Origin of the sequence: Bradyrhizobium sp. AS23.2 (assembly GCF_001908185.1) — a bacterium.
GTDB lineage: Bacteria > Pseudomonadota > Alphaproteobacteria > Rhizobiales > Xanthobacteraceae > Bradyrhizobium.
Map to the genome: position 1 here is coordinate 1 of NZ_LGHM01000016.1, position 14,787 is coordinate 14,787.

The 14,787-nt window shown below is 60.8% G+C and carries 12 protein-coding genes and 4 pseudogenes; 3 read left to right on the forward strand and 13 right to left on the reverse strand.

Translation table 11 applies throughout. The annotated features are described in order from the left end of the window. The coding region (locus AC630_RS48190; protein WP_143197780.1) for a transposase domain-containing protein at positions 1-96 on the forward strand (96 nt) is incomplete at its 5' end. Positions 97-140: 44 nt separating this feature from the next. Here AC630_RS48190 and AC630_RS03360 read toward each other — a convergent pair. Continuing rightward, on the reverse strand, positions 141-1,817 hold the full coding sequence (locus AC630_RS03360) for an outer membrane beta-barrel protein (RefSeq protein WP_245330245.1): 1,677 nt from the start codon (positions 1,815-1,817) through the stop codon (positions 141-143). A 611-nt stretch (positions 1,818-2,428) separates the two neighbouring features. Between AC630_RS03360 and AC630_RS03365 the strand changes: the two genes are divergently transcribed. Beyond that, positions 2,429-2,824, forward strand: a complete 396-nt coding sequence (locus tag AC630_RS03365) for a hypothetical protein (protein ID WP_074117067.1) — start codon at positions 2,429-2,431, stop codon at positions 2,822-2,824. A gap of 23 nt (positions 2,825-2,847) precedes the next feature. On the opposite strand, the gene AC630_RS03370 is transcribed toward AC630_RS03365, so the two are convergent. Together AC630_RS03370 and AC630_RS43345 are read right to left on the reverse strand one after the other, a co-directional pair. Continuing rightward, positions 2,848-3,138 (reverse strand): hypothetical protein, encoded by a 291-nt coding sequence (locus AC630_RS03370; protein ID WP_074117068.1) that lies wholly within the window; start codon positions 3,136-3,138, stop codon positions 2,848-2,850. Between the two features lie 523 nt (positions 3,139-3,661). Continuing rightward, a pseudogene (locus tag AC630_RS43345) lies at positions 3,662-3,760 on the reverse strand (IS3 family transposase); the annotation flags it as partial. Positions 3,761-4,298: 538 nt separating this feature from the next. Between AC630_RS43345 and AC630_RS46670 the strand changes: the two are divergent. Beyond that, positions 4,299-4,474: pseudogene (locus AC630_RS46670) on the forward strand (carboxymuconolactone decarboxylase family protein); the annotation flags it as partial. Positions 4,475-4,694: 220 nt separating this feature from the next. Here AC630_RS46670 and AC630_RS03380 read toward each other — a convergent pair. From AC630_RS03380 to AC630_RS03420, 10 genes and pseudogenes are all read right to left on the reverse strand, one after another. After that, the gene (locus AC630_RS03380) at positions 4,695-4,991 is read right to left on the reverse strand and encodes a ferredoxin family protein (protein ID WP_074117069.1); all 297 of its coding nucleotides are present in this window, start codon (positions 4,989-4,991) and stop codon (positions 4,695-4,697) included. 39 nt (positions 4,992-5,030) lie between these two features. Then, entirely contained in the window at positions 5,031-6,338 is a 1,308-nt protein-coding gene (locus AC630_RS03385; RefSeq protein ID WP_074117089.1) for an FAD-dependent oxidoreductase, read from the reverse strand. Positions 6,339-6,348: 10 nt separating this feature from the next. Next, entirely contained in the window at positions 6,349-7,458 is a 1,110-nt protein-coding gene (locus AC630_RS03390; protein ID WP_074117090.1) for an electron transfer flavoprotein subunit alpha/FixB family protein, read from the reverse strand. Between the two features lie 390 nt (positions 7,459-7,848). Next, on the reverse strand, positions 7,849-7,977 hold the full coding sequence (locus AC630_RS47725; RefSeq protein WP_283808381.1) for a hypothetical protein: 129 nt from the start codon (positions 7,975-7,977) through the stop codon (positions 7,849-7,851). Positions 7,978-8,273: 296 nt separating this feature from the next. Continuing rightward, positions 8,274-8,616, reverse strand: a pseudogene (nifW, locus tag AC630_RS03395) (nitrogenase stabilizing/protective protein NifW). A 167-nt stretch (positions 8,617-8,783) separates the two neighbouring features. Next, complete coding sequence (locus AC630_RS03400) at positions 8,784-9,497, reverse strand: nitrogen fixation protein NifQ (RefSeq protein ID WP_245330246.1); 714 nt, start codon at positions 9,495-9,497, stop codon at positions 8,784-8,786. Between the two features lie 145 nt (positions 9,498-9,642). Then, complete coding sequence (gene nifH, locus AC630_RS03405) at positions 9,643-10,527, reverse strand: nitrogenase iron protein (RefSeq protein WP_074117092.1); 885 nt, start codon at positions 10,525-10,527, stop codon at positions 9,643-9,645. 496 nt (positions 10,528-11,023) lie between these two features. Further along, positions 11,024-12,126 (reverse strand): annotated as a pseudogene (gene fni, locus AC630_RS03410) (type 2 isopentenyl-diphosphate Delta-isomerase). 28 nt (positions 12,127-12,154) lie between these two features. Then, positions 12,155-13,057, reverse strand: a complete 903-nt coding sequence (locus tag AC630_RS03415) for a terpene synthase family protein (protein WP_074117070.1) — start codon at positions 13,055-13,057, stop codon at positions 12,155-12,157. After that, positions 13,054-14,604 carry a hypothetical protein gene (locus AC630_RS03420; protein ID WP_074117093.1) on the reverse strand — a complete coding sequence of 517 codons (1,551 nt, stop codon included), beginning with the start codon at positions 14,602-14,604 and terminating at the stop codon, positions 13,054-13,056. The genes AC630_RS03415 and AC630_RS03420 overlap by 4 nt, the downstream gene beginning before the upstream one ends. Positions 14,605-14,787 lie beyond the last annotated feature (183 nt).

Here is a 14,787-nt window from a genome sequence, read left to right on the forward strand (position 1 = left end):
GTCCTGACCAGGATCGTCAGCGGTCATCCCAACCGCGACATCGACCAGCTATTGCCTTGGGCCTACCGCGCTCAAGCCCTCAAAGCCGTGGCCTGAGAACGACGCTTACGTCGAACAGGCCTGGAGCTTGGCTGATCTTTTCAATCGAACCGATAGGACGCCTGAAAGAACGTGCCCCAGCGCTCCATGCTGAATTTCGAGAACTGAGTCTCAGTGGTGCCCTGGCCACTACAGCCTGTGCATGTCACTTCGCTGTCCTTTTTGGTCCACATGGCCCAGTAGCGCCCACCGACGCCGACGCTGAAGTTCTTGGTGATGAAGTAGGACAACACGCCTTCAATCTGGACGCCGCCGCCACCATTCCCGCGTTGTTCAACGAAGGTGGTCGTCGGGCGCAAGAGATGATTGTCGCGCCCTTTGAAATCGGTCCAGGGCAGGTAAGCGACGTCCGTGCTCAAACGCCAACGCTCGGTGAGCATGGTTTCAGCGCTTAGGCCGATACGAGGTGCATTCCACTGAGTATTCTGGCTGCCAACGACCCTGTCGTCACCGGGAGGCAAGCATGTAGTCATCGGGTTGGCGATCTGTACACACCCCCTCACGTCGGAACTCTGTTCGTAGTACGTCCAGCCGATAAATCCGCCGATCTTATAGTCGGCGCCGCGCAAGAAATCGTAACCGGCATCAGCCGTATAATAGGTGAACCTCCCGTTTGCCTGGCCGGATATAGTGTTGATATAGGGAGCCCACCCCGTCCCCACCCGAATGCCCCAATCTTCATCGTTTATGTTTCCTTTGTTGAAGCGACCGAGGCCAACGTTACTCTTCAGGAACACTCCCCACGGGCTGTCAACACGGCCAAATGCCTCCCCGGAAAGCCCGTCGAGGCCGTGGTAGGTGAGCCTTGATCTAAGGATGTTAGGATCTATGGGCCCAGCGCTAGAGTTCCATTGGAATCGTCCCCGGCTGAGCCAGAGCCGTGATCCGCCTTCGAATGACCAACCGGCGGCGTAAGCAATCGGCGGCGCGCCGGCAGGTGCTTTCGCGTACAGCGGTGCATCGGACCACTGCGTCCACGGGTCGGCGCCAAAATGGTAATTCAACCCGATTCTTCCGATGTGATAGTTGCTCGACAGGCCCGTTGTGTTCGCCGGAAGAATTGCAAACGGCGGAAACTGCACTGTCGGAGGAGTCGCGACACTCGGCCCACCGAAATGCAGGTAGTCGTACTCTACCTTGACCGACCATGCAGGGGTAAGCGCTTGCTCGACACCCATCCCGATGGTGCCACCGACCCGACCATAGTCGAAGTGGGTTTTCTCCTGTGGCCCCCCGCCTTCAAAATTGTTGACGACGTCGCCCCGATTGTTTTGCCAAGCAACGCCTCCCTTGAGATAGGCCAGCGTGTGACCCAGCGCGCCAAACGCGTAACCGACGCGACCGGTCCCGGTGGCAAAGACGTTGGGACCAGCCTTGCAGTTTGCGCTCACGATAAAGCCGGAGGCGGCGAGGCAGGTATTTGTACCGTCGGAGACAGCACCGCTGGCATCGAGTTCGACGCCAAACACCCAGCCGTTGTTCTGCCAGTTATAGCCGATCTGGCCGCCTGCCAGGAACACTGGGGTATCGACGGCGCCCCCATAAATTGAGGGACCGTACGGATTGCTGAAGGAGGTGCGGCCGTAGCCGCCGCCGACGTGGCCGCCAATATAGCCTCCCGACCAGCTCCACACAGCAGCGGGCAGTTTCACTACTGGCGCAAGGTCTGCCGCATTGGCTGCACCGCTTGCAACGAGCGCAATTGTACCGGCTAACAAAAGAAGAACTCTAGATCGCATCCAACACTTCCCTCATTTTCTCCGTTATCGCCGCAGCAAACCGTCGGGACGGACCAGATGCTAACAGCGACGCGCGCCGAGTCCGTCCCGAAGTCCATCGCACTGCGATTGGTGATGATGCCGTGAACAAAGCAAACCGAGTGCCAAAGTGAATTCGCAGCCTCTGCAGGCACTTCATCGCGGCGTGTAGCGTTAGCTTGCTGACATTGGTCTCAATGCCGACAGTCGGCGGAGCCAGTGTGCGACAGTGGCTGCTCTGCTAAATGTGCGGGGCAGGCCTTGCGCAGCATTTCAGTCTTCCGTGCGGTGACGCGTGCAGACTCCGGCGGCGTGATTTCAACAGGTCATTCTGTGCGCGTCGTTCGACTAACGTCGCTAAATGCCCCGCGCACGTCCACGCGAGGGAGGCGTTCATAGCGGACATTGAAGGACGCTGCTTTCGCTGTAACCGCAACCACGAATTTTCTCGCAGCAGAAACCCTCAATAGGAGCGGTCGCGCGTACCCCGCATTTCTTACGCGGCTCAGAGGACCCACGACCGGGTCGCGGGACTTGAATTAGGGAGGGGTCGGGTCCTTTGAGGAGCTGCCATGACCAATCATTCCTGTCTCGCGCTCGCGGCAGTCATTCTGGCTGCGAGTATCATCGGAGCAGCCGCGCAGGATAATGGGGCACCCATGTCAACCGATACTCAGCACCGCGCACCCGGAGCCCCCCTCCACCTGTCGCCCGAGCAGGAGAAGGCTGTGTGGCAACACATCAACAGCTACCCAATCGATCCTCCGCCATCACAGCTTACGCTACCTGTTGGCGCGGTCTTGCCCAAAGACCTTCCTTTGATGGCGATCCCCGATGAAGTGGCCGCAGAAGTTTCGTCACTGAAGGGATACGACTGCACAATCATGCACGACAGGCTTTTGATCGTGAACAGGTTGGACAAGACCGTAGCCTACGTGATCGATGGGACATTGCGCCGCAATAATTAGTTCCGGTCTTTTGGACTCCAGCGTCAGAGTCCCGACGCACGGCCAAGGGCATTGCTGATAAGTGCTCGTTCGACGGAGGTGCGCTCGTGCGACGATAACTGGCTGAGCATAAACTCGCGCTCGTCGCCGGTGACCTCTACGTCGGAGGCGATCCCGCTGGCATCAGGACGCCCTATGCCGAGCATCAGAATGGCGTCAGGTGCCGTGGCCCTGTTCTCTCGCATGAAGCCGCGAACACGACGACGGTCGTCCGGCGAAAGCTGCGCGAGAAGAAACTCACGTTCAGTAGGCTGTTCGAAGATCGGTCTATTCATAGCGCCGACCCAACGATTTCGAAGCTTGCACCGTGCTCCACATGAGCATCCGAATACCTTACCGCTGACAAGAGGAGGCTGTAAACGCGCATGCCCGCACATGTGAAATAGGGCGGGGCCCGGCGGTGTCCGCTCCCGCCAGAGATCGTAAACCTCCCTTATTTACAGGCACTTACGACGTTATCGACAGGACCCAAAAAAAGACCTTGCAGAAAGGACCACACGGACATCTCGACACTATCAGCAGCGTACAGCGTGGATGGTCGGGGAGGTGGACCGAGGCCATCCTTCGGCCCCGGCCCGGCGTTCAGGGGTGTGCTGACGTTGGCACCTGCGCCTGCGCTCACCGTCGAGCGCGAGTGCCGTGGAGGTGAAATCGATCGACGCCGAGTTCACATCGCCATTGTGCACCATTACGGGCACGGTCGCGGGAGCGAACAGCGACGGCTTGACGATGGTTGTCACTTCGGTCTCACTGACGAGCGTGGTCGGCTCATCGATGTCAGAGAACTTGATGACGGTCTCGGAACAGCTTCTTGTGGTTGACCAGATAGCCCTCCCGCTTGAGCAGAACATGCAGGCGCCGATAGCCGAAGCGACGGCGCACCTCGGCGATCGCTCTCTCACTTGCTCCCTATGCCCTACATTCTTTTCAGCTGCGCTTGGCGATCGCTTTCTCCACCAGCGGCTGTCGCCGACCCTCTTGACGGTCTTCCTCACCGTTGACCATCCGGTCTTCTTCGCTTCGATGCGCTTCTGTGTTGCGGTATCCGCTTGTCGGCAAGTTTCACTGAAGCCCACCTGCTGCTCGCAACGCGCTGACCGAACTTTTCACCACCGGTCGAGCCGAAAGGATGGCAACACGCACATAGATGACATGAGCCGGCGTTATGAGAGCCGTTGATTTGGGTGACTTGATATCGAGCGGAGCGTCCCGAAGGGCGATAGCGAGTTGCTATCTTCCGCGAATGGCTGCAGCCAAGCGTCGGCTGTTACATATCCGACAAACCGTACTTAAAAACGAATGGCATACAGCTTGCTTCGTTCACGGTGTTGCCATCTGCGCTGAGCGACCTTAGGAGAATACAATATGATTGGAATTGGATGTAAGCTGCCATCGTTCGAAACACTGACTGAGAAGAGCTTCCCGGGAAAATGGCAATCCCGGCCTGGACAAGTTCGAATTCGAGCTGTGGTCGCTTGCGGTCTCGGCCTAGATGGCTGCGGCACTTGCCTAGATGCTCATTGAAAGGCGCTGCGGGAGGCGAGCGTTGGTTCCGACGCGATCCAGATCGCGGTGCGTTTTGGTGCGATCGTGCAGCTGGCCGCGGTGGCATCGAGGCGGCTTGAACAAGCGCTGGTGATCCACACTAGTTCTTCACTGAGCCGGAACGAGGGTTGGATATCGCAAGCCCAGTTAAGGAAATGTTCACCCTCACGTTCCATTAGAACCCGCTCGGATTTTGACTCTCCACGCAAGTTGGGGCCGGCGGACAGGCCCCGCGGAAATGATCGCATCTCCAAAGAGCGATCACACCGCGGTACCTCGTTCGATTTCATCCAAACTTGAATAACACCCCATATCCGCCTCGCGGATAGTTCCATTCGATGTCGCCGCCAGGTTCGGCGATCACCCGGCAAGTGCCACACTCGATGCAGCCGTCGACAGTTATCTCAACCTGTCCCTTGTCGTTGAGTTCGTAGCAGCGCGCAGGGCACGCTTTCAAAAGCGCCTTTAGCTGTCGTGAGGGGGTCTCGTGCGCGCGGACCTTGACGTGCGGACGACCGACGTCAACCAGGTAGCGGTTGGAGTATAGCTTGTCCTCGACGCGCACTGAAGACTCGACCTTCATCCTTTAGGCCTCCTTTGTTCGGCTTCGATTTCTGCTTCGTCAGCGCCAGGCGCGAGCAAGACGGAATGCATCGCCGATCAGACCTGTCCATGACCGTGCCTTGACGAAGGATTTGACCGTCGCCTTCTCTTTCTCAATCTTTGGCGTACCATCGACGCGTAGAACGTTCTGCATCGCCTTCGAGACGAGTTGTGGATAGGTGAGAAAAAAGCTTTGCGAATTTGTGTGCATCAGCGTCGGTAGATCCTTGTACTTTTTGAGGTCTTTCATGACAAACGAATCGTCCAACATCTTCTTGTAGAGCGACAGATTTCTCGCCGTCATGCGCTCGCGCCGCGACTTGAGCTGGACGATTGCTTCGGCCGCGATGCGACCTGATGTCATAGCGAGGTTGGATCCCTCGCGATGAATGGCATTGTTGAGCTGCGCCGCGTCGCCCACCACGAGCCAGCCTTCGCCATAGAGCTGCGGGATTGCCTTGTAGCCGCCTTCAGGAATGAGATGCGCGGAGTATTCTTTGACCTCGGAGCCAACGATCAGGGGCGCCACAGATGGATGTCTCTTGAACTGATCGAGCAACCCGTAGGGCGTTTCGCCGGTGCGCTGGAAGTCAGCGACAAGACAACCGATACCGAGCGAAATGCATTCCTTGTTGGCATAGATGAAGCCCATACCCGTCATGCCGCGGGAAATCGTACCCGCCGCCTCAATCACAACCCCCTCGTCGCCCTGGAGATTGAAACGAGCCTCAATCGTCTCGCGAGGCAAAAAATGCATTTCCTTTACCGCGAGCGCAACCTTGTCCGCTGTTGGTCGTTCACGTAGGCCCGCCCGCGTGCCGAGCAGGCCGTTAACGCCTTCGGCCAGCACCACGACGTCGGCGTGTATCTCGCCGTCTCGGCGATCTGTACGGACACCAATGACCCATCCGTGGTCGTCACGTGCAAGTTCCGTGACTGTGGTCTCGTACAGGACGATCGCGCCGGCCTCCCGTACTTTTGATGAAAACCATTTGTCGAACTGTGCGCGGATGATGGTGTAGCGGTTCGGCCGCTCTTCGTTGAATTCGTCAGAACGGTAATGCATGCCGACGTGGGATTTGTCGTCCATCATCCAGAAGCGTTGCTCGACCAAATGACGCTCAAGCGGCGCTTCCTCGCGAAATTCCGGGATTAGCTTTTCCATCATGTCCGCATAGAGAATTGCGCCCTGGACGTTCTTCGAACCTGCATACTCACCGCGCTCGAGCTGCAGCACCTTCATACCATTCCTTGCCATGGTCAGCGCCGCCGCGTTGCCCGCCATGCCGGCGCCGACCACGATTGCATCGAACCTCTCATCTATCATGATCACCTCTCTAGCTAGCAATCTGGGCACGCGAAAGCGGCAAAAGCCGCGCTCGAAATGCAGCCGTCAGCGCCGGTAACAGCTGCATCGCATCCTTAACTATGGCGATATGGGCGAAATCGAAGATCGGCGCGTTCTTGTCGGTGTTGATGGCGACGATCAGATCGGCGCCCTCCACACCGACCCGATGTTGGATCGCGCCGGAAATGCCGGCCGCGATATAGAGCTTTGGCCGGATGGTTTTTCCTGTCTGCCCGATCTGCCGGTCGGACGTAACCCACCCCCTCTGTACCAGCGGACGCGAGCAGCCGTACTCTGCGCCCAGCAGCACCGCCAGTTGGCGCACCAAATGAAAGTTCTCCTGCGATCCCAGCCCCAAGCCGCCGGCAACCACGATATCGGCGTAGGCCAGATTGGATATTTCGGAATCGCGGTCGGGGATGAACGAGAGCACCTTCGTGACGATATCGTCTTCAACAAGGTTAAGAGGATGGATAATGATGCGAGCGGCGTCGCGAACGACACGATCGGGCATTGGCATCACGCGCGGCCGAACGGTTGCCATCTGCGGCCGGTAGTTCAACGTGTAGATTGTGCAGAGCAGCGAGCCGCCGAAAGTCGGACGCGTAGCCGCAAGCGAACCATCCGCGTCAACGTCAAGAGCCGTGCAGTCGGCAGTGAGACCCGTCAACAGCGTCGTCGCTACCGAGCCGGCGAGATCGCGACCAAGGGTAGTCGCCCCCAACAGCAATATCTCAGGCTTGTATTTGTTGACCAGTTCGCTTAGCGCTTTGGTGTAGGCTTCGTTGCGATACTCCAACAGCACATTGTCGGTCACGAGATAGGTCAGATCGGCGCCGTAGCAGAAGGATTCAAGAGCGGCGTCACGTGTGGCCTCACCTTCCGGGCCAATTACCACGGCTGCAAGATCGACCTTCAGCTTGTCAGCAAGTCTGCGGCCCGCACCCATAAGCTCCCAGGAAACGGGATGCACCTGACCGCGTTCCTGCTCGACGAAGACCCAGACGTGCTTGTAGGCCTTAAAGTGTTCCGGCAATTCTCTTTTGGCTGCAGCCCGGCTGGACGTGGCCGGCGCCACAGCTTTCGAAACCTTGGTCATACGTTTGAACTCCCCTAAAAACCCGCGCGCTTTCGGCGCAAGATCGCTCTCCAGGAGCGTGAGTTGCCTGTCGAAGATGGGTCGGATCAGCACCTGGCCCGTTGCTCGGCGGGCTCTCTCTGCCCCCGCCTTCGCACTGCGGACCGACGGTACAAAGGGGCGCATGACCATCGTCCGCGTGCCGCGGTAGGGCTCGACAGCCGTGGGCATGATGATCTTGAGTCCGTTATGCAGTTCGTGCGCGGCCTCCAGCGCGAGCCGCTTGCATGGGTCAATGTTGATAGTCGGCCACGCTGACGCAAGCTGCAGCTTGTCGTTGCGTGGGCGCGGATCGGGACAGCGCAGACGGTAGACTGCATGCCCTCTCTAGGTGTCGCTTGGACGCGCAAGCTAGTCATTAACCGGCATCACTCGGCCAATATCGACCTCAACGGCATCCAAGTCCATTTCGAGCGGCATTCCTGCGAGCGACACCCAAATGATGGCGGCAAGAGAGCTGTACAACATAGGCAACGTCATTGGCTTACTCTCAAACCTTATCTCCGGACACGGATGTATTCGGCGTCAATGACGCTGATGCCACGACAACAGCAAATGCCGTACCAGCTAGGGTGCCATCAAGAATTAAGTGGCAGGGCAATGACTTGAGAGAACTTGATAGCGACCATCAGCATGTTAGATACGACAATTCCGGACATCGTCTGGTATGCGACACTGCGCTTTGCCTGTTGCTGCAAAGGCGCTCTGGATGACGATTAAAACCGGCGCAACCGGCTGCGACAATAGGGCAACGCGATACTGGGGAATGCGCGAGGTTACTTCAATTCACTCAATGGCACGAACGCCGCCGGCTTCTTGGGCTCTGCGATCGCATCCTGCAAGACTTTGAACACGCGTTGGTCAATCGGCGAGGATGCCGCGAAATCGGCATAGGCTCGTTCCAACATCGACTTGCATCGAGCTGTGACTTCCGCCTCCGCAGCACCGGCGAACTGTTCCTTGCCGAGGTGTTGGCCCATGCGCCTTAAAATATGCAGGCGCGCGACATTGACGACCTTGGGATCGTAATCGACGCCAAGCAGGGCAAAAAAAATCCTCGGCGGAGGACGCCTTGTTGAGCCGGTCCAGGATGCCGGATCTCACTGGTTTGTCACTCATCGAAAACTCTCCCTGCCTCGCCTTGAGCGAGATCCTAAACACGTTGTTACGAGACAGAGGCCGCCTAGGAGGAGACTCCAAGGTCATCGAATCCCTGCTTCTTCGAAGCCTGCCAGAACTGCGCAGCGTCGATTCGAGGCATATCCAACGGACAATCCAAGTTCCAATCAGATAGGCCGGTCGTCGAGGACCTCACCAGATGCCTGTCGTAGAAAGTCGCGAGGGTGCCCGGCCACCCGGCTCTCGCCGCTTTCAGTGCCAAAGCAGACGTTGAAATCATTACATTGCGCGCACACGGGTGTCGTGCACATCACGAGGCCATCGTCCTCGCACAGCATCCGATAGAAGAAACGCTTCCATCGCATATTGTTGATGTTGCGCGCGGCGAGCGGAGCGAAATGACGAGTAAGCAACCGCGAGAGTTCCCCGCGATCGCGCAATCCGAGATCTTCCCAAAGGTGATTTGCCTCTATGGCGCGACGTGCAATCATGGCAGCCAGCCAACGGCCAACGTTCCCTTCTGTCGACCGTTGGCGGAGCAAGAGATCACTAACCATAGCGACCTCCTCATCCTCATTGCACTTGACATTCAAGAGCTGTTTCTCGGCTTTGATTTCAATCGCAGGGAAGTATTGCTCGAGCAGTACTGATAGCTCATGGCCGGACACGCCGGCTTTCTCGGGAACTGAACCACCATCCATCGTGGCAGCCGCCAGAATCGACGCTAGCGCATGGCGATCGAAATTGCTGTCACTGCTGGTATCGGCCTCTGCCGGATACATCCCGGTGAGCAAGCGATACGTGTTGGTTGCATGGTGAGCTTGACTGGTCGCATCTGTGGAACTGTCAGCCATAAAGGGAAAGATTTTCGTTTGGAACATGGCTTTGCGGGTTTTACGAGGATCAGATACCCCCGCTTCTTGTCCTGATCACGAGTCTCTGATGCAAATACCGGCCTCCCTGGGAAGGGGGAGCAGGGAGACCGGCATCCGTCGCGGCCCCTTGCAAGGCCGCGACTCGCGCCCCTTACGAGGCCGCGCGTTCGGCGGCGGGCTTTCCGATGATGGACTCGTCAGCCGCCGTTAGAATGCCGTGCTCCATTAGCATATCCTCGAGCTCATCCATGGAAATTGGGGTCGGGACGATGCCTTTGCCGCCATTGCCGTGGATTTTGGTCGCCAGATTGCGATAGTGGTCGGCCTGCTTGGAGTCTGGTGCATACTCCAGCACGGTCATGCGGCGTAACTCTGCGTGCTGCACGACGTTGTCGCGCGGCACAAAATAGATTAGCTGGGTTCCGAGTTTCTTGGCCAGCGCCTCAGCTAGTTCCAACTCCTTGTCGGTCTGCCGCTCGTTGCAGACAAGACCGCCGAGCCGCACGCCACCAGAGAGGGCATACTTCAGGATGCCTTTGGAGATGTTATTGGCGGCATACATCGCCATCATCTCACCGGACATCACGATATAAATCTCCTGCGCCTTGTTCTCGCGGATTGGCATGGCAAAGCCGCCGCAGACGACGTCCCCGAGCACGTCGTAGGAGACGTAGTCGATGTTCTCATAGGCGCCATTCTCCTCCAGGAAATTGATCGATGTGATGACGCCACGTCCAGCGCAGCCGACACCCGGCTCAGGCCCACCCGACTCCACGCAGCGGATGTCCCTGTAGCCGATTTTCATCACATCCTCGAGTTCGAGGTCTTCCACACTGCCGGCGCTTGCTGCGAGGCTTAGGATTGTGTCCTGCGCCTTCGCGTGCAGGATCAGGCGGGTCGAGTCCGCCTTAGGATCGCAGCCCACAATTAGGATCTTGTGACCCATTTCGGCCAACGCTGCCAAGGTGTTCTGGGAGGTGGTCGACTTTCCGATGCCTCCCTTGCCGTAGAATGCGATTTGTCTCAGCGACGACATGTTGCTCTCCATAAACCATTTGCCAAAGTTGCGCGCTGTTGTGCGGGCGAGCTTATTTCCCTCTCAGAAGCGAGGGACACGGGGGAAGGAGAGCATCGCTCGTCTTGCGCGTCTGCGTGCACTCAGCCCTCGTCAGTGTTGCTCGATCCTGGTCTGCAATCGCCGTGCCAGCGCTCGTCGTTCGCTTCAAGCATCTGCTTTCGTTTAAGAACTCGATGTGTGTTTGGACGACATCAGGTGTTTTGGATCCGACAGGATTTTTCCTAATGTCAGATAGCAAACAAGGATCGCCATCAATCGTAAGGCAGTTGCTGCCATACGGTTCGCTCAGATGTGGAACGGCAATTGCCGATCGCTTTGCAAGCCGGTCATCATGGCGAGGTGAGCAGAGCGACAATGCAGGTCTGGTTTCCGTCGACAGCGATTGATTCGGATTGGGAGTATTCGTTGTCGAAAAGGACGAAATCCACGCGCGGCTCTGAAATCGACGCCGGCATCAACCGGCGGGCAGATGCGCCGAGGACAAAAGCGCGCCTGACGCAACGCCGCCAGATCAGCCGAGCCGGTGCAGAAGCAGGCGACGGCCAACTGGCGGATGACGATCTCGAAATGCGCGACAACCGCCTCAGTGGATACCGTAGCCGCGCGCAGCACGCCGGCCGCCTGCCCGGCCGTGTCCGCGCCCAGGCGGATGGCCTTGGCCACGTCGACGCCGTCGCGGATCCCGCCCGACGCGATCAGCTTCACCGTTGGGAGCGCCCGACGTACCGCCTGCACGCTGGCCGGGGTCGGAATCCCCCAATCGGCGAACGCCATCGCCACTGCGCGGTCGGCGGCATCGCGGGCGCGCTCACCCTCCACCGCGGGCCAACTGGTGCCGCCGGCGCCGGCGACATCGATCACCGCCACGCCCGCCTCGACGAGCGCACAGGCCACCGAGCGGACAGGCCCGACCCCACTTCCTTGGCCACGATCGGCACGCCCACGCTACGCGCGGCGCGAGCGATCTGCGCCAAGACGCCGCGCCAGTCGCGGTCGCCCTCCGGCTGTACCGCTTCCTGCAGCGGATTGAGATGGACGATGAGTCCATCGGCCTCCAGCGCATCCACCGCCCGGCGCGCCAGGTCCAGGCCGTCGGCCTCGCGCAGTTGCGCCGCGCCGATATTGCCGAGCAAGGGAATGTCTGGGGCCAGGCGGCGCAGCGCGCGCGTCAGTACCTGGGAGTTTCGGGATTGCAGACTCACGCGCTGCGAACCGACGCACATGGCGATTCCCAAGGCTTGCGCTGCTTCGCTCAGATGCCGGTTGATGGCCTCGGCGCGTGGCATGCCGCCGGTCATGGAGCTGATCAGCAGCGGCGCGCGCATGGTCTTGCCGAGCAGCGAGGCGCGCAGGTCGATCTGCGTCAGGTCCAACTCGGGCAATGCGCAGTGTTCGAAACGGATGTACTCCCAGCAGGCGGTGACCGTGGCCGGCGCCGTTCGCCGATCCAGCACGATGTCCAGATGGTCGTCCTTGCGCCGGCTCAGGCAGGTGTCGCTCATGCGCGCTCCATCCGTCGCACGGGCGAAGCGTTGCGTCGGATCGGACCGACGGCAGCGCGCGCACGCCGCCGCCTCCCGCGCGTTCAGGCCGGCGCACGCTGGCCTCCGCCCGCAGCGTCGCTGCGGTAGCGGCTGGTCGAAGTCTGGTAGTACTGCGCGCGGATGGCCGCCATCGCCTCGATCAACGGTCCCCACGGCGCGGGAAAGAGCTCTTCCGCCATTACCCGGTGCAGCATGCGCGTATGGCCGACCAGCTCGTCGTTGAGGAACTCGACCACAGGCATAGCCGGATAGCGCTGCAGCAGCAGGATCGCCGCGTTGTCGGCCTCGCCGGCCGTCCTGTCCTTGTCGCGCCCATGCAGATCGTTCTGCAGGCGACCTATCGCGGAGATGAGCCGCAGGACCTGGCGAAACGCCGGACGCGTGCGCAAGGTCGCCATGTCCAGCCCCCACAGCAACGACAGGCAACAGCACACGTTCGTGTAGGCGATCGAATCGATGCCGTTGTGCAGGTACTCGGCGTAGGACCAGCGTTCCGCCCCTGCCGCCTGCGCGTGTCCGGCGCGCAGCGCCGCGCAGTAGCAGCGGGTATCGTCGAGAAGCTGATCATAGTCGCGACGATCGTAGGCGAGAGCGGCCAGCGAAGCGCGCAGCACAGCGCAGCCCTCGAATCCGGGGAGTGCGCACGGCATGCCCTGCCCCAGCGCCTGCTCCACAGCTGCGAGCTGCTCCGGCGCGATCAGGCCAAGGTCGTTGCAATCGTCGAGCCAGAACAGCAGCGCCAGTTCGCGATAGAACGCCACGATCAGCGTTTCGTCCCCCGGATCGCGGCCGGTGCGGGCGCTGGTGTCGCGCAGGCTCGGGTGGATGCGCTGCAGAATGTACTGGCCGCCCCTGACCGCTTCCGCGGCATGCTCGTCGGCGAACCCGGTCAGGGAACGCCCCCATCCCAGCACCTGTTGCAGCGCGCGTTCGGTCTGGATCATGGCGCCGCTCCTGCTCCCTCGGCCAGGACGCCCCGCCCCCAACGAAGCGCCAGCCACAACCCGGCAAGTTCGGCTACGCGCACGACCCGTGTGGGGCAATACAGTTCCTTGCCGATCCACAGCGGCGTCTGCGGCAATGCATGCGCCGCATGGCGGGCGAGCATCCACTCCAGCGCGCGCGCCACCGCCTGCGCGATGCGCCGGCGCCCCGTCGGCTCTTCGCTCCCGTCCATCACGTACAACGCGAACAGCGCATAGGCGGTTTCCTCGAATGTGGATGCACGACCGGCGCCCCAGCCGCCGTCGTCGCGCTGCGCCTGCAGCAGCGCCGCCAGCGCGCGCTCGTCGCGCCACTGGGGCTTGCCTTGCGCCAGCGCAGCGAGCGCATGCGCGGTCGGATACAGCCACGAAACGTGCCATTTTTCGTTGTCCCATAGACCGTGCGGGTTGCGATTGGCCTCGACAAAGGCGCTGGTGCCGGCGGCGGGCTTTCCCAACAGTCGCAACGCATGCAGGGCATGGATGTTGGTCGACACCGAGGCATTGCGCTCGCCGGGGAAGGTGACGAACAGCTCGCCGATTTCGAAATGGCGCAACGCATCGACCGTCGGGTCGCGGCCTGCAAGGCGCAGGACGCACAACGCAACGGCGGTGTCGTCCGCATCGGCCGCGAAGTGCAAGGCCGGGCCCAGACCGCGCACGCCCAGGCGGGCGTCGAGCTGCGCGACGATCACGCGCACCGCCTCGGCGAGCGCGGGATGCGCGAACAGCCCCGCCAGATGCAGGGTGTACAGCGACCAGCATGGCTCGAACACATTGATCGGCCAGACGTTGGGAACGACACCTTCGATGCCGCTGCGCGTTGCCCGCGATGCCGCCTGCAGATACTCGTCGGCGCGCCCGACCTGCGGCGTGCTCCTCTGTGTCACGGCGTGCCCACGCCAGGCGGCGGTGGCCGCCGGACTGATGCCGATGCTGCCGTCGTCATCCGGACATGCGGTGGTCGGCGCCGTCCCCCAGGCTTCCCAGGAGTGCAGCAACGGATGGCCGCTCGGCAATGTCGCCCCCGCCCCCAGCTTGACCAGGCACGCTTGCCGCAACGGCAACAGCGCCGGGTGGCGCGGAAACGCCACGCCGCCCAGCACGGATGCGGCCTCGCCGCGCAATTGGGGCAGGATCAGCTCCGCGCCGATCGGCGCGTCTTCCGGCACCGCATGCGCGTAGGGATCGGGCTGGCGCTCGAGGAACCGGGTTGCAGCCTGGACTGCGTCGGCAGCGCCGGGAAGAGGATCGCCACGCTGCAATGCCAGCAACGCCGCCCACGTGGGCGCATGGCGGAACAGCGGGAAGTCCGCGCTTCCCCATCCGCCATCGGCCTGTTGCTGCGCGATGAGCCACGCGTATGCGTCCTGCCGACCGGTGACGTTGCCGTAAAACTGCAGAGCTCGCGCCGTGTCGTATACGGATGGACCGACGCTGCCGCCGTCGCTCATCTCGCTGAGCAGGTGGCGCAATTCGGAAAGGATCTGTTCGGACAGCGCGTTCACGCGGGATGTTCCTTCTGCAGACGATTGACGAGAACCAGGATCGGGCGGACGCCGCGCACGTCGCCGCAGTCCCGTCGCGGCCCGGCGCATGGGCAGCGCCGGACGGCCGCCCTGCTCCGGCGCGATGACGCGCCCCGATGCTGGCGCCACCGCATAGGCTTGCGCGCAGCGCGCCGCGTGCGC

Bases quoted from the DNA above. Each gene is read 5' to 3' on its own strand.
- AC630_RS03390 (WP_074117090.1), bottom strand. From the start codon at position 7,458: ATGACCAAGGTTTCGAAAGCTGTGGCGCCGGCCACGTCCAGCCGGGCT.
- AC630_RS03365 (WP_074117067.1), top strand. From the start codon at position 2,429: ATGACCAATCATTCCTGTCTCGCGCTCGCGGCAGTCATTCTGGCTGCG.
- AC630_RS03400 (WP_245330246.1), bottom strand. From the start codon at position 9,497: ATGTTCCAAACGAAAATCTTTCCCTTTATGGCTGACAGTTCCACAGAT.
- AC630_RS03370 (WP_074117068.1), bottom strand. From the start codon at position 3,138: ATGAATAGACCGATCTTCGAACAGCCTACTGAACGTGAGTTTCTTCTC.
- AC630_RS03380 (WP_074117069.1), bottom strand. From the start codon at position 4,991: ATGAAGGTCGAGTCTTCAGTGCGCGTCGAGGACAAGCTATACTCCAAC.
- nifH (WP_074117092.1), bottom strand. From the start codon at position 10,527: ATGTCGTCGCTGAGACAAATCGCATTCTACGGCAAGGGAGGCATCGGA.
- AC630_RS03415 (WP_074117070.1), bottom strand. From the start codon at position 13,057: ATGATCCAGACCGAACGCGCGCTGCAACAGGTGCTGGGATGGGGGCGT.
- AC630_RS47725 (WP_283808381.1), bottom strand. From the start codon at position 7,977: ATGACGTTGCCTATGTTGTACAGCTCTCTTGCCGCCATCATTTGGGTG.
- AC630_RS03385 (WP_074117089.1), bottom strand. From the start codon at position 6,338: ATGATAGATGAGAGGTTCGATGCAATCGTGGTCGGCGCCGGCATGGCG.